Origin of the sequence: Senegalimassilia faecalis (genome assembly GCF_004135645.1) — a bacterium.
Classification (GTDB): domain Bacteria; phylum Actinomycetota; class Coriobacteriia; order Coriobacteriales; family Eggerthellaceae; genus Senegalimassilia; species Senegalimassilia faecalis.
The window spans coordinates 483,383-498,310 of sequence record NZ_SDPW01000001.1; the positions used below are offsets into that span (position 1 = coordinate 483,383).

The window sequence follows — 14,928 nt, forward strand, 5'->3', positions numbered from 1 at the left end:
GCTTGGCGGACAGGTAGGTCGATACTGGTTCCCGGAACGGTGATCCAGCCAATTACGCCAGGGCTCTAGTCATGCAGGCAAACCCAATCCATGACGGGAAATCGGTCCTTTTCTCCAGCTCGACGTCTTTCGCGCGCGACGGGTTAATGTGACTGGCGGGATTCCCTGCGCGAAGCCGTTGTCGCCACCGCCTCCAGGCGCGGTTCACTCGGCAAGATGGGCGACTACGAGGCCGTGCTCGGCGAGGTCGGAAGATCAGATATGATGCGGGGCGTCTGGTCCTCTTGCGTCTCGGCATCGCCCTATGCGGAAGGCGTCGATTTCGAAGAAGCGGTCGATTCGGCCATCGAGCTCGCAAGGCTTTCGGGGCTTGACGATTTGGACTGATGGAGGCGAGAAGCCCCTCACCGCGCCAATACCAGACGATTGCGCTATAGGCATCTCTCCGACCCTTTAATCACCCCTTTTCAAGCCACCCGCTACGAACCCCGGCGGAAACCAGGGAGTGATTAAGGGAGCGACTTGCGGTTTCGGGAATCAATTGAGTCATTCCCGAAATCGCGAATCAAGGGGCTGATTCGCCCAAGTTGCGCACGAATCAGCCCTTAGGCGGTACGACGCGACACGCATCGGCAGCACTCGGATTGGATTAGTCACTGAGCGGGAATAGTAAATTCCTTGGTTATGGGGGTATAAGTCATACATCTGATAACAAATACCCCAGCAAACCTCTCATTTGATATACTAGCTCTAATGAAGATTGGAGCTAGTATGCGTTTGTTCCCTCGTGAAAACTATCTGAAGAAAATCCGCGGCTTCTACCATGACGATGGGATGATCAAGGTCATCACCGGCGTCCGTCGCTGCGGCAAGTCCTGCCTCATGCAGTGCATCGCCGATGAGCTGAGAGCCGGAGGCGTCGATGACGAGCACATCGTCTTTTTCGACCTGGACCGATACGGGTACCGATCCGTCAAGGCCCCAGAACAGCTCGAGGCCCTCATCGAGCCCCTGCTCGCTATCTCGGGAACGAAGTACCTTTTCATCGACGAGGTGCAAAACGTCGAGGGTTTCGAGGACGTGCTCAACGGGTTTCGCACCGAAGGCGGCTTCTCTATCTTCATCACCGGGTCGAACTCCTACCTGCTTTCAGGCGAACTAGCCACGAAGCTAACCGGGCGCTATATCGAATTCGAGATGCAGACGCTGGACTTTGGCGAGTATTGCCAGATGAAGCGCTTTTTGGGACTGCCCGTGAGCCCGAACCCGGTCGCGGAGTTCGACGCCTACATCCTCGAGGGCGGTTTTCCGAAAGCAATGGATTACCCCCAGCTCGCCGACAAGCGCGCTTACGTTGCCGCGGTAATCCAGGAAATCTTCGAAAAGGACATCCGCAGGCGCGTGAAGATCAAGAACGTCTCCGTGTTCAACCAGGTGCGCGACTACGTCATCAACAACTTCGGCGCCACCACGTCGCTTGCGAACATCCAATCGGACCTCGAGAGCAAGCAGGGCGTGAAGATCAAACGCGAGACGCTCGCGCGATACCTCCAGATCCTCGAAGACGCGAAGATCGTCAGCAAGTGCGCCCGCTTCGACCTGAAGTCGCGAAAATCGCTGCGAGGCGAGCAAAAGTACTACCTGGCAGACCTGAGCTTCTACTTCGCCCTCAACACCGACAACCGCATCAACTACGGGCCCGTGCTGGAGAACATCGTCTATCGCTACGCTCTCGCACAGGGTTGCAAGGTCAGCGTCGGACGCATCGGAAAGCTGGAATGCGACTTCATCCTCAGAAACCCAGAGATGGGCTACGCATACGTTCAGGTGACAATGACCATCATGGCCGACCGGTCCACCGAGGAGCGCGAATACCGGCCCTTCACCCAGATCAAGGACAACTATCCCAAGTACCTGCTTACGCGAAGCGACCCCATCCAGCAGCGCGATGGCATCATCCATGCCAACATTCCCGAGTTCATGCAGGAAGGGAGGACCTTCTGAGCGAGATGGAGATTGGTTGTTGACGAGCGGCGCAATAGATAGCGGCGTCGGCTTCAAGTGGAACTGGCGCCGCTGCTGTATATGGTTTGTCTTGCTGCAAATGGCGATCAATGCCCTCGATGCTTCTGCTTGCGCTTCAACTTCCGCTGCTCGAAGCGCGCCTCCGCCTCATCCGCGCGACGCTGGCTTCTTGCTTGAGCCGATTCCCGCTTCATCGTCTCCTGCTGATTCGCGAGCGCCTGCTGCGCCTTGGGGCTCATCGCCGGCCGTTTAAGGGCTTTCGCTGCCTCGCGGGCGCGTCGCTTGGGGTTCTTCGCGGGCCTGCTCGCCTCGGTCGAATCGTGACCGAAGAACGCGAGCTTCGCCCATTTGCTTGTAACGAGTTGCAGGATCTCCTCATCGGACGGCTCCGCGCCGAAGACGATGCGGGCGGCGCCGTGCCTTCCGTCCTCGACGTGCTCCGCCAGCCCGACCCAAAACTGGCCGTCGTGAAATACGGTCAGGGCGGACGACACGCTGATCTGCATGGCTGGTTCCTCCTTTATGTAGATGACCATGCAGAGAAGGGACAACCAAGGAGGCAGGTTACTGATGCGGACTCCCGCACGCCCACGACTACCCGACGGGGACTGTGTTTTCATCTCTGGTGCCCGCATTGTAGCACGCGCAAATGCGCGCGGACATCGCTGCCGACATGGCGCGACCGGGATTCGCTCCTTCGACGCATCCTGGCGTGTATTGCCTTCTCGGTTTCGGAACTTTAAAACTATTCGAGTTTCGAAACCGAGAAGGAGCGGATGATGACTTGGGTAGACCGCAATAGGTACACTGTGCGACGGCTTTGAAAAAGTCGTAAACAGCATTCATGCACTCAGCGGAGGGGATATCTACCTTACGGGGTCGAACGCCGTCTTCCTGGAGCTGATGAGGCGAGGCTGCGAGACGACGCGGGAAACCGGGGGCAACTGGAATGACGGGACGGCGGAACCAGAAACATTTTGCTCGCTGGACCCCGACGCCTTTGCCGAGGCCGTGGCGCTTGTGGGTGACGGGGGCTTCCTCTGGGCGGGTCCGTGCTGTCCATGCGCGCGCTCGCCCTCGTCGATCCGCGTTCGGTATCCATGGCGACGCCTCTTTCGCCCAATGGACAATAGGATTACCAGGAATCGATGTAAACGCATTTGCATTTGTGCGGAAAAGCTACCCGCAATTGGGGTCCCCAAGGGCTTCCAAAAGCCCTGCCCGTCTCGTGATGATTGCCTAAGCAAGCGCGGTTCTCCGTTTTGACTGATGCAGCAATAGGTCAAAGCGGTATAATTCCCCAAAATCAAAAGATTTTGAATTTTGGGGAATTGCCGATCATTAAGCACTATCAAAGGGGCCAACCGTGAAGCTCATAGAACGTTCGACATACCTTTCGGAGATGATGGAGCTAGTCGACACTCCCGATATCAAGGTCATCACAGGCGTCCGCAGATCTGGCAAGTCGAAGCTCATGGAGGCATTGGCGAAAAAGATTTTGGAGCAGCAGCTCGATGCCAACATCATCCACATCAACTACAACCTGACCGACTTCGAAAGCCTCATGGATTATCGGGCGCTGGAATCCTACGTGGAGGACCACTATGCGCCCGAACATCGAAATTACCTGCTCGTCGACGAGGTGCAGATGTGCGAGTCCTTCGAGAAGGCCATAAATAGCCTGCATGCCAGGGAGAAGTACAGCATATTCGTCACTGGATCGAACGCCTTCCTTCAAAGCAGCGACTTAGCGACCTTGTTCGTGGGCAGGACGTACGAGATTCCCGTTTACCCGTTTTCGTTCAGCGAGTACCTTGAATACTATCCGTCCCAAAACATCTATAGCAGCCTGACCGGCTACATAGCGGAAGGCGGCATGGCGGGCTCGTTCTTATACAAAACGGAAGAGCAGAAGCGCCGCTACATCAACTCCGAAGTTCTGAACGCCCTGGTGGTTCGCGATATCGTCAGCAAGTACAAGGTGAAGAACGAGCAGCTGCTTCATGCTCTTATCGACTACCTTATGGACAACGTCGGGAACCTGACATCGTTGCGCTCCATCGCCGACACCCTCAGGTCAAATAGGACGAAAGCCGACCACAAGACGATTGGCAAATACGTCGATGCGCTATGCAAGGCCTTCGCTTTCTACCGTATTCGTCGCTACGACATCCGTGGGAAAAGATACCTAAGGTCGGAGGATAAATATTACCTTGTCGACCAAGGGTTTCGGTTCGCGCGCCTTGGAACCAAGAACATGGACTACGGCCGCGTGCTGGAAAACATCGTTGCCATCGAGCTCCTGCGCCGCGGCTACGAGGCTTACGTCGGCGTGCTATACAAGAAGGAAATTGACTTCGTTGCGATTAAGCAGGGCGAGAAGCTCTATATCCAGGTTGCGAACGATATATCGGAGGAGCGGACGTTCGAGCGCGAGGTGTCCCCATTATTGGCGATAAAAGACGCATATCCGAAAATTCTGATTGCGCGCACCTATCAGCCTGAATATCAGCACGAGGGAATAAGGATCGTGGACGCTGCCGAATGGTTGAGTAGAGCTATTCCCCAAAAATGAAAAAACTTCAATTTTGGGGAATATGCGCCTTTACGACGGACGTATTTTTGCCATCAAGTGAGGCGATGTAAATTCCAAGTGCGCTCCCAGGCCCGTGATGTGAGTCTTCAATGCGAATTTGGAAGTCAGATTCATGTTTATCACCTCATTTATCACTTCAGTCGATTCTGCCATTGAGGTGATAAATGGGGTGATTAGAACAGTCGATGTTGGACGAATCAGATGCGGTGCGACTCTCCGAGGTACCGGGGAAATCTCAATGATCGGCGTTCATTGCAGCGAGAGGGACCCCGCATTCCTTGCGGGCGAAGGGTCGATTTTCGGAGGCTCGGCGGCTACGAAACGTTAATCGCCTCGGATACCCGTATGTGCGTCTCGTCGTTCGAGCCGATTACATACGGCTACGTCTACGGAGGGGACATCGCCCGATGCTCGGTCGACGACTGCCTGGAGGAAAACCCCGCACCTTGCGATGTTGCGGTTTAACAATCCGCATGCATGCAAAGCATGCTCGAATCACTCGTTTTCAAGCCACTTGCTACGAACCCCGTTGAAAACACGGAATGGCCAAAGGCCCAACCTGTGGTTTCATGAAGCGGTTGAGTCACTCCCAAAACCGCGAATCAAGGCCCTGATTCGCCAAAATCTCACACGAATCAACCCCTTGACGGCATGACAACGGCACGAGATGACAGCACGCGAATTCGCTTAATCACTGAGCGGAAATAACCAGCGACTATTCTGGAGAAGCCGTCCATCACTATTCTCTCGATGACACGAGCCGTCATCAGCAAACAGAATAAGGTAAAGCCACTCAGAGTTTTTGAACTTGGGGAACAAGCAAGGCGCGGTAAACTTATTAGGGTAGCCCGTGGCGTTTATCGCATTCCTGTGTGGCCGCACCAAGAAGCTTGTACGAAGTGAAACAGCATTCTTGTTTATCCTAGCGCCATATCCAGCGCCATCATGATGCTAAAGCCCGCAGCAAAGGCAAGCGTGCCAAGGTTGGAATGTTTGCCTTGGGACATTTCCGGAATCAGCTCCTCTACCACCACATACAGCATGGCTCCTGCGGCAAAGCTCAGCAAATACGGAAGAGCCGGGACAATCAAACTTGCGCCGAGAATGGTCAGCACAGCGCCGATTGGCTCCACGACTCCGGAGAGCACACCGCTAAGAAAAGCCCGTCCCTTGCTCTCCCCCTCCGCACGGAGCGGCATAGATATAATCGCCCCCTCCGGTAAGTTCTGAATGGCGATTCCCAACGACAGAGCAAGCGCTCCTGCCGCTGTGATCTGCGCCGTGCCGGACAGCAGCCCTGCGTAGACCACGCCCACGGCCATTCCCTCCGGGATATTATGCAGCGTCACCGCCAGCACCATCATGGTCGTCTTTTGCAGCCGGCTTTTCGGTCCCTCGGTTTGGTTACTTCTTGCGTGCAGATGGGGAATCAGATGGTCCAGCCCCAGCAAGAATAAAATGCCGATCCAGAAGCCGACAAACGCCGGCAAAAACGCCAGCTTCCCCATCCACGCCACCTGCTCGATGGCCGGGATCAGCAGACTCCAGACGGAGGCCGCCACCATCACTCCCGCAGCAAATCCGATCAGGACGCGCTGCACGGCGTCGCTGAACTGCCTTCGCATAAAGAAAACGCAGGCGGCGCCCAAAGATGTACCCAGAAACGGAATCAGAACGCCATAAACGGTTTGACTCATGCAGTTGGCTGCCTTTCACCCGTATGTCCCTTTTTCTTGTATCCGCAGTCGCAGTAAGGCCCGCCGCTTGCCAGCGTATACTGCCGCACGAAGTCCGTCGCGCCGCTCGCTTCGCTCATGGTGTAGTCAAGGCGACACAGCGCGGGCATTAAATCGTACAGCCCCAGCTCCTTCATCAGCACGCAGATACCGCACTTCGTAAAGCGTCCCTCATAGCCGCTGCCGTCCGGGTATTCAATGAAGTCCATGTTCCACGAATAGGGATTCCGGTCGGCGGCTCTCAGTGCGGCGGCCGCCTTCATGCCCGCGATATCCTTGGGCGTGAACTTCGACTTGCCACTTTGACGGCAGAACCACTTCATTGGCGGCGTCATCATGGCGTTAGCGTAGTAGACGGTCAACCGCTCCACATCCGGGCGCTTCGACATGGAGAGAATGAACGCGCCGATCATCGCGCAGTTCACGAGGTTCATTTTGAAACGGTCGCCTTTTTCAAACTCTGGCAGTTCATGGATAATCGCCTTGTATCTCGGCTTCGCCTTTTTCGTGATGGCTTTTGCAGTGTCCTCATCACAGCCGAATACTACCGTCAACTGCTTTCGAAACGACAGCGCAAACAGTGCCCACATGCCGAAAGGCATTCCAATGTATTTCATCGCACTATATCCTTAAATTCTCCGATTCTTTTCATTTCCCGAAGTGGAATCAATCCGAGTACCAGAACCAGCGGATAACCGGCAGATGCCAGCGATGAGCTTCCATTATTTCCTACTCATTTTCTGCCTTCGAACCCGATCTTCACGATCTGCATCTTCATCATTTCGTCACCGACCCTGGCGAGAAAACGGAAGAAGCCGCTCACGGATGGGTCGCGAAGGTCGTTGTAGCCCAACATATAGCCGCGGCTCGTGACCTTCAAGCGGCTGTCCCATGCGCCGATTTCTTTGGACGCGTCCGAAACGGCGAAATACGCACCCACATCCTTGATCTTCGCACCCTTGAGCCATGTCTTGGCAATCATCTTCACCGCCGTCCGATTCGCAGCGTCAAATACAAGCACACCGCCGGGGAAAGAGTCCGCCATGCGCTGCACCAACGCCTTGACCTGCTCCGTTAGAAAGTAATAGAACACGCCGGAGGCGAAGAATACCGCGCCACCGGACGTATCGATTCTTGTAAACCATTCGGTATCATTCAAATCACAGGGGATGTTCTCCTCCCGTTCTCCGACGGGCAGCAGCTCATTTCGCACGGCAATGACCTCGGGAAAATCCAAATTGTACATCTTGCAGCTGCCGTTGTCGCAGTTTCTTCCGGTGCTGTCCAGCCCGCAGCCCAGATTGACCACCGCTGCATTGGGGTAGCCTTTCAGGTAATCCCGTACCTCAAAGGCAAGGTCGTTCTGCCGCATGGCCACCTCCAACGAACCGAAACGCTGCATCAGGCTGCGGGATTTTTTCTCCGCCTCAGAAAAATCGTAGTCGATCTCGTCAATCAGGCGAACCGCTGTTTCGTCGCGGTAGAGATTCGGGTATAGTGCTGAGCAGACCTTCCGCGCATACAGCGGAATGATCAGCGTTTCCTGTACGGTGTTTTTCTCGATTCTGTATTTCATGGGTATCACTCACTTTCTGATAAGTGGCAGTTTCGGCATGGCCTCTTTGCGCCCCATGGCTTTTCTCCGCGTTTCAATCATCACACGACCGCTTCTGGCCTCATTTCTCCAAAATCTCCGCGATTTTCGCAAAGCCCTCTTTTGACTCCTTGAAAATCGGCAGCATACAGTAGCAATGCACCATCTTCGGGCGAGCAAACACCGTATAGGGGACATTTGCCCATTTGCAGGCTTCCTCATAATCCGGCAAAGTGAACGCCTTTTTCGCGCCGGAGAGCCTATAAGCCCTGTGCAGGATGGATGCAAAAAATGCTCATGCTTGACCTCCTCATTTCCGCGCCGTGATGCACAGCCAACTTTTCTTTTTGTGTATCTGCACCTCGTGAAAGCCCGTCTGCTCCAGATACGCCTTTAATTCAATGTCTTTGTAGATAGTCATGCCACCGATGATCTCCGTCCACTTCTCATCCTTGTCCGTATCGCCGTTGCTTTCGTTGCAGATGAGAAAGGTCCCGCCGGGCTTCAGCACCCGATAGACCTCCCAGAAGCACCGCGGCAAATCAGGCCAGAAATAGACGGTTTCAAAAGCCGTGACCGCATCGAAGGACGCATCCGTAAAATCCATACGTTCCACGCTGCCCTGGCATACGGCGCAGCGTCCATCCCGAATGGCACGCCGATTCAGTTTTTGGGCCTTCTCCACGCTGATGTCGGAATAATCAATACCCTTGACAATCCCCCGCGGGCAGCTCTCCAGCAGCCTTTTTATGTTTGCCCCGCCGCCGCAGCCGCAATCCAGCACTTTGGCATCCGGCACAAGTTCCAAAAAATGAAATCCCCACTGCGCCACGGCACTGTGCCCAACGTTCATCATGGAAACCATGAGTTTCCCGCCAAGGCCCACGGGTTTGCGCGTGTTTTCAAAGAACGACATATCACACCTCCGATTTTGCGCACTCTGCGTAAGCTAGCGGGAACGAGACTTTCAGCACGGTGCTTTTCTGCACCATCCAACCGTTTTCCCGCAGAAATGCCAGATATTCTTCGCTCGCCCACTTGCTGTGCAGCGGAAAGCCCGCTAGCTTCATGAAAAACCCTTTGACCTTTCCGAAGAAAGAGTTATCCGCATGGGTGAAGGTCGGCGCAACCAGAACGCCATCGTCCCTTAGCACCCGGCGAATTTCGGAGAGAGCCTTCTCCGGCTCCGGCACAATATGCAGAGCATTGGCCACAATGATCACGTCAAAGCTTTCGTCGGCATAAGGGAGATGAAACATATCCTGCACGGAGAAATGCAGCTTGGCGGATCGGTTGTCCCGCCGCGCTTCCGCGATCATCTCCGGCGACGCATCCGTAGCCTCGATATGATTGGCGCTGCTCACGATATTTTTCGCAATCAACCCCGTACCGGTAGCCAGCTCCAGCACGATTTTTTGACACACCACAGGACGCAGTAATTCATACAGCTGCGTATAGACCGCCGCATCCTTGCGCATGAAGCGGTCGTATCGCCCAGCTTATTTGTCCCATAAATTTTGACTTTTCTTCATCGCTCTATCCTCACGGCGACATGTTAGGCCGCTATAACTCATATACATGATATTAATGGTTAGATGAGGTTAACCACAACCCTTTTAGTTGCCGTCAATGCTTTTGCGCAAATTAGCCAGCCGCCGGTACAGCTACTCCTTGAGAAACACCACACGCTGTACTTGCGCACAACGGAATCGGGCGCAAATTTCAAAAGTTATTTCGTTACAGGATCTTGCGCATCTCCTGCACAAGGTCGGCAATCACAATGGGCTTGGACAGGAAACCGTTCATGCCGCTTTCCAAGGCGTTGCGGCGGTCCTCATCAAAGGCGTTCGCCGTCATGGCAAGAATGGGAATGCCTGCCAAAGCGGGGTTTCCCAGTTCGCGGATGCGGCGGGTGGCAGCGTATCCGTCCATAATGGGCATCTGCACGTCCATCAGCACCAAATCGTACCGCCCCGGCGCTGCAGTGCTGACCTTTTCCACGGCGATGGCGCCGTTTTCGGCGGTATCGACCTCAAGGCCGTAGGCGTTCAGGATCTCCTCAGCGATCTCGCGGTTCAGCTCGTTATCCTCGGCAAGCAGGATATGCTTGCCCTTGAAGCCGGTGGCATTTTGAGGCAATATGCCCTGTTCCTCCTTCGCCTGTTTCTGCCCGATGGCGGTCATCAGCGTGTCGCGCAAGTCGGACATGAACATCGGCTTGGAGCAGAACGCCGTGACACCGGCTGCCTTTGCCTCCACCTCGATGTCGGACCAGTCATAGGCGGTCAGGATGATAATGGGCGCATCGTCGTGCAGGGCGCGAATCTGGCGGGTCACCTCGATGCCGTTCATGTCCGGCAGGCGCCAGTCGATAATATAGGCTTTGAAGGTGTCGCCCATCTCGAGGGACTGCCGTGCGCGCAGCACGGCCTCCTTGCCGGAAAGCGTCCATTGGGCGCGCATTCCCACCTTGACCAGCATCTTGGTCACGGCGTCGCAGGTGTTGAAGTCGTCGTCCACCACCAGCGCCTTCAGCCCTTCCAGCTCGGCGATTTTTACTTCCTTGCGGTGGTTAGCCTGCGCGCGCAGCGGCACGCGGACGATAAATTCAGAGCCTTTTTCCGGCGCGGACTGCACCTCGATGGTGCCGCCCATCATATCTACGATGTTTTTTGTAATGGCCATACCCAGCCCGGTACCCTGTATTCTGCTTACCGTTGAGGAGCGCTCGCGCTCAAAGGGTTCGAATACCTTTTTGGCAAAATCCGAGTCCATGCCGATGCCGCTGTCTTTGACGCGGAACTCATACTGCTCGCAGCCGCCGACTTTATCGGCAAGCTGGCGCACCCGCACCGTTACCGTGCCGCCCGCGGGGGTGAACTTGATGGCATTGGACAAAAGGTTCATCAGGATCTGATTCAGCCGGGTCTTGTCGCAATAGACGTCCTCGTCGGTAACGTCTATCGCGTCCATATACAATCCCAGCTGCTTTGCGTAGATCTGACCGCTGACGATGGTTTTAATATCGTGCAGCACATCGGACAGATTGACCTCGGTTTCGTCCAGCTGTATTTTTCCGCTTTCGATGCGGCTCATATCCAAGATGTCGTTGATGAGCGAGAGTAGGTGGTTGCCGGAGGCAAGGATCTTGGCAAGGTAGTCCCTCACGCGCTCCTTATCGTTCAGATTGCTGACCGCCAGCGTGGTAAAGCCGATGATGGCGTTCATGGGTGTGCGGATATCATGGGACATGCTGGAAAGGAAGGTGCTCTTGGCGCGGTTGGCGTTTTCGGCGGCGGCAACGGCATCCGAAAGCGCCTGGTTCACCTGCTTGTCGGCGGTGCGGTCGGACAAAACCAGAATGTACTTGGTTTTGCCCTCGACCTCGCTGCCCATGGCAACCACATGGAACCAGCGCCGTTCCCCCGTTTGCTGATGGGTATATTCCATATCCCATTCGCGCTGCTCGCCGCCGGCGAGTCCCGCCAGATAGTTTTTGACAGGTTCGACGGCATCCTTCGGGAGCAGCATGGCCAGCGTACCGACATTTTCGCGCACGCTCTCCTGCGTCAGACCCAGCAAGCGTTCCATGTTCGGGCTAATATAATCTGTCTTGTAGGTTTTTGCATCTAGCATCAAAAAGACATCGTCCACGTTCCGGGACAGCTTCCGGAACAGCTCTTCGCGGTACAAGATTTCGGTATTCTTGCGGCGCAGTTTGACGCGGCCCCTGTTAATAACCAGCAGAATGGCCATGAGCGAAAGACCGCCTGCAATGCCCGCGATAATCTGGACCGTTCTCTGCCAAAGCTGATTCATGCTGGCATTGACGACATCCACGGGGACAAGTTCCACCAAGATCCAGTCCTGGATGCCTGTACTTTCGTACGCCAGATAGTATCTTGTGCCGCCCAGCGTTACCTCATAGTTTCCGCTGGCGCCTTTTGCAAAATCGTCGGCAAGGCCTTGTATCTGCGCCTCGGTGAGGTCGGAATGCTCGCGCAGCACTGCAAGCAGGTTATAGATGCTTTGCTCGCTCTCCGCGATCTTTTCGATCACGACCTGTCCATTCGGGTAGATGGTATAGATGCTGGCAGTTCCGCTGAACGCCGAATTGCCCACGGCTTTCATCACATCGTCGTTGTAACGACTGATGGCAATGGCATCGTAGGAAAATCCGCGGTAGACGCCCTTTGTTTCGGGGCAGATAAACACCAGCGTCGGCTTCTGCCCGGGCAAGGCTGCGTTCATCACAACGTCGTTCTGATCGGCAAGCATCTCGTCAAGGTTGCTCTGCAAACCAAGATAGCCCGTTTCCCCGCGAGGCGTCATATAGTTGCCGTCATAAGAAAGAAAGTAAAATTCGGCAAAGCCAAGCTCCTGCTTTGCGGATTCCAGATACATCTGAACCCCGTCATCGTCGGGGTTGCTGTCCAGAAAGCCGTTCCACAAATGCAGATAGGAGATGTTTTGGTTGGCGATCATGGTCAGCATGCTGTTGGATTTATGCACAACTTCCTCTAAATGCGAGGTGCTCTCTTCGTAGACGGTCTTGGACACAAACGAAAGGTACTGCACGCCAAGGCCGATAAAGCACGTTATCGTCAGCAAAACGGCGGCAGCGGTCAGCCCTTTGCGCGGTAAGTGCCGTGTTCTTTTGGTTTTGCGCTTGTCTACTTCCACGCCGCTTGCTCCAACGTAATGTAGCTTTCCGGCGCGGCAAGCACCACGCCGCCGTCGGAAAGCGCCTTGCTCCAGAGGTCTTTGACCGTGTCCTCCCCGCGCTCAAACGCGTGGGGCTCGTCCTGTTGCAACGGTGCCATCTGCTTTTCCGTTGCCAGGCAGGTCACGGTAACGGTGTCATCGTCTCGCAGGGCCTTTCCGTCGCGGGTAACGCCGGTCAGCTCGTAGCTGCCGCCGTTCTCTTTTACCTGCACGGCAATGCCACTGACCACCGGCAGGGAGCCGCGGTTGAACGGGGTAAAGCCGCCCTCGCACCCTTCTACAAAGGCGCGCAGGGCGTCCTTTAGCTCGGCGCCCGTCATGGTTCGTTGGTACGACAAAAGCCCGTTGGGCATGATCATGGCGCGCGCCGTTGTTTGGGTATAGTCGGCCTGCAGCACGCTGCCGGTAAAGCTGCTGGCGGCTGCCACCAGCACGTCGGTGCCGTAAAGGCCGCGCAGCGTGTTCGCCATAACCGAGAAGGACGCATTGCCGCCGTTTTCGTGGAACACGTTGGAATAGGCGTTTTCGCTGCTCAGCACAGTATCGCCCGTGTCGGGCGTTTCCCCTGACAAAAGACCAGCATTGAACGCGCTGTAGGCTTGCGCGGCGTCATACTTGCCCGTAATCATTTTGGAAACCACATCCTGCGAGATGGCGAAGAAATCGTTGGAGGCGATGCGGATATACATATGGTTTTCTTCCACCACCGAGCGCACATCCTCCATGGTGTCGGACAGGCGGTAGTCGACGTTTTGGCTGTAGCTGAGCAGGTCCTGTCCTTCTGCGAGAATCTGCTCCTGCGCGTCCTGCGACAGCATAACGTTCAAAACCTGCATCGCCTTTGCGCGCCGCGCGTCGTTCTGCTCTAAATCACGGTTCAGCGCCACCTGGAAGTAGGGCGTGGTCATCAGCCACTTTTCACCGTTTTGGCCAAAGAGTGGCAAAAAGGTTGCGTCGATGCCCTGGTCTTGGAACATCTTTACGCCGGCAGAGCTGCCAAAGTACATGGCAAGCTGTCCGTTGCCGAACATCTCGGTCACGTCATCGTAATTGAGCTCTAGATCGGCCGCGGTAAGACCCGTGTCCTGAATGAACTGCTCCATGCGCTCGAAGTTGCCCGGCCACACGGTGTCGTCCAGCCCGACGCGGGCATCGTTGGCGGGGTCGCTATAGGCGGTGCGCCATTTGCGTCCGTCTATGGTCGTAAGCTCGGAGGCAGAAAGCCCCTGCAGCGTTTCCATGCAGGTGTAGTCGTACTCATAATCGGCGGTATAGCCGCGGATGCCCGCTTCCTCAAAGGCCTTGCAGGCTGCGACAAAGCCGGCGTAATCGTTGGGCAGCGGGATACCGTACTGCTCAAATAGGTCGCGGTTGACCACAAGGCCGTGGGAATCGGCGCATACGGGCAGCCAGTTTACGCTGCCGTCCTCATTTTTGAAGTTGTTGAGGTAGGTGTTGTAGATGGCACCAGCCTCGTTGGTGGCGGCAAGGTCCATCAGGCTATCCTTTAAGGGGGCGGCGTCGTGCAGGGAGAAACGGCAGCAGGTGATAATGTCCGGCAAACCGCCGTTTTGCTGCAAGAACTTATAGAAGTCCAAATCGTTGTTGCCGACGATGAACTCAATGTTTACATCCGGCAGCTGCGCCTGCACATAGGGGGCGTACTTCTCGTACAGGTTGGCGGTCCACAGGTATACCTGAATGGTCTCGGAATCCTCCTGCTTCTGCGTCGATTCGGCGCCCTTTTCGGCGCAAGCGCTCAGCAGGGATATACCCAGCACCGTGGCAGCAAGCAGGGCAAAAACCTTGTAAAGCCGTTTCTTCTGCATGCGATCCCTATCCTCACGACCCGAAGACAGCCTGCTCGTATCCGGCAGGCTGTCTGGGCTTTCTCTCCATCAGCGCATTCCTAAGGAAATCAAGTTAATCCTGAATATGCGTTATCGGAATCCTAGCGCTGGTATCATTGCATCTTGGGTCAAACTTCGTTCAAAAGGATACACCCATTCTGTCTCCGGCTTGACCTGTGTCAAGATTTTGGACACGGAATCGGGAGGAATCAGGCCGAAATCGGAAGCTCCTCCGATTTCGGGGCCGTGCGCTCGAACTTTGCAGACCACCCCACCTGGAGGGCACGCGGAGAGAAGCTTGGCCTGGACTATGGAGGATTAAGCAGACCTTCGACCTTGTGCGGAAAAACCACGAGAATGCCAGGCGCTACCCGGACGAACCGAGAGCAGACGAATGTCCCC

The 14,928-nt window shown here is 55.4% G+C and carries 11 protein-coding genes; 2 read left to right on the forward strand and 9 right to left on the reverse strand.

Annotation, left to right across the window (positions count from 1 at the left end):
* The first annotated feature begins 771 nt into the window (after nt 1-771).
* A complete protein-coding gene (locus ET524_RS02140; RefSeq protein ID WP_129423127.1) occupies nt 772-2,004 on the forward strand; it encodes an ATP-binding protein in 1,233 nt (410 codons plus the stop codon).
* 107 nt (nt 2,005-2,111) lie between these two features.
* On the opposite strand, the gene ET524_RS02145 is transcribed toward ET524_RS02140, so the two are convergent.
* Nucleotides 2,112-2,531 carry a YjdF family protein gene (locus tag ET524_RS02145; RefSeq protein ID WP_129423128.1) on the reverse strand — a complete coding sequence of 140 codons (420 nt, stop codon included), beginning with the start codon at nt 2,529-2,531 and terminating at the stop codon, nt 2,112-2,114.
* 860 nt (nt 2,532-3,391) lie between these two features.
* Here ET524_RS02145 and ET524_RS02150 point away from each other — a divergent pair.
* On the forward strand, nt 3,392-4,600 hold the full coding sequence (locus tag ET524_RS02150) for an ATP-binding protein (RefSeq protein WP_201738608.1): 1,209 nt from the start codon (nt 3,392-3,394) through the stop codon (nt 4,598-4,600).
* Nucleotides 4,601-5,538: 938 nt separating this feature from the next.
* Here the strand turns inward: ET524_RS02150 and ET524_RS02155 are convergent.
* From ET524_RS02155 to ET524_RS02185, 8 genes are all read right to left on the reverse strand, one after another.
* Nucleotides 5,539-6,318, reverse strand: a complete 780-nt coding sequence (locus ET524_RS02155; protein ID WP_129423129.1) for a ZIP family metal transporter — start codon at nt 6,316-6,318, stop codon at nt 5,539-5,541.
* The gene (locus tag ET524_RS02160) at nt 6,315-6,974 is read right to left on the reverse strand and encodes an L-2-amino-thiazoline-4-carboxylic acid hydrolase (protein WP_129423130.1); all 660 of its coding nucleotides are present in this window, start codon (nt 6,972-6,974) and stop codon (nt 6,315-6,317) included. The genes ET524_RS02155 and ET524_RS02160 overlap by 4 nt, the downstream gene beginning before the upstream one ends.
* Nucleotides 6,975-7,090: 116 nt before the next feature.
* Nucleotides 7,091-7,933 (reverse strand): class I SAM-dependent methyltransferase, encoded by an 843-nt coding sequence (locus tag ET524_RS02165; protein WP_129423131.1) that lies wholly within the window; start codon nt 7,931-7,933, stop codon nt 7,091-7,093.
* A gap of 100 nt (nt 7,934-8,033) precedes the next feature.
* A complete protein-coding gene (locus tag ET524_RS11510; RefSeq protein ID WP_161566579.1) occupies nt 8,034-8,183 on the reverse strand; it encodes a hypothetical protein in 150 nt (49 codons plus the stop codon).
* A gap of 78 nt (nt 8,184-8,261) precedes the next feature.
* The gene (locus ET524_RS02170; protein ID WP_129423132.1) at nt 8,262-8,867 is read right to left on the reverse strand and encodes a class I SAM-dependent methyltransferase; all 606 of its coding nucleotides are present in this window, start codon (nt 8,865-8,867) and stop codon (nt 8,262-8,264) included.
* Between the two features lies 1 nt (nt 8,868).
* Nucleotides 8,869-9,429 (reverse strand): class I SAM-dependent methyltransferase, encoded by a 561-nt coding sequence (locus tag ET524_RS02175; protein WP_201738609.1) that lies wholly within the window; start codon nt 9,427-9,429, stop codon nt 8,869-8,871.
* Nucleotides 9,430-9,688: 259 nt separating this feature from the next.
* Entirely contained in the window at nt 9,689-12,634 is a 2,946-nt protein-coding gene (locus tag ET524_RS02180) for a PAS domain-containing hybrid sensor histidine kinase/response regulator (RefSeq protein WP_201738610.1), read from the reverse strand.
* Nucleotides 12,625-14,505, reverse strand: a complete 1,881-nt coding sequence (locus ET524_RS02185) for an ABC transporter substrate-binding protein (protein WP_129423133.1) — start codon at nt 14,503-14,505, stop codon at nt 12,625-12,627. Before ET524_RS02185 ends, ET524_RS02180 begins: the two co-directional genes overlap by 10 nt.
* Between the last annotated feature and the right edge of the window lie 423 nt (nt 14,506-14,928).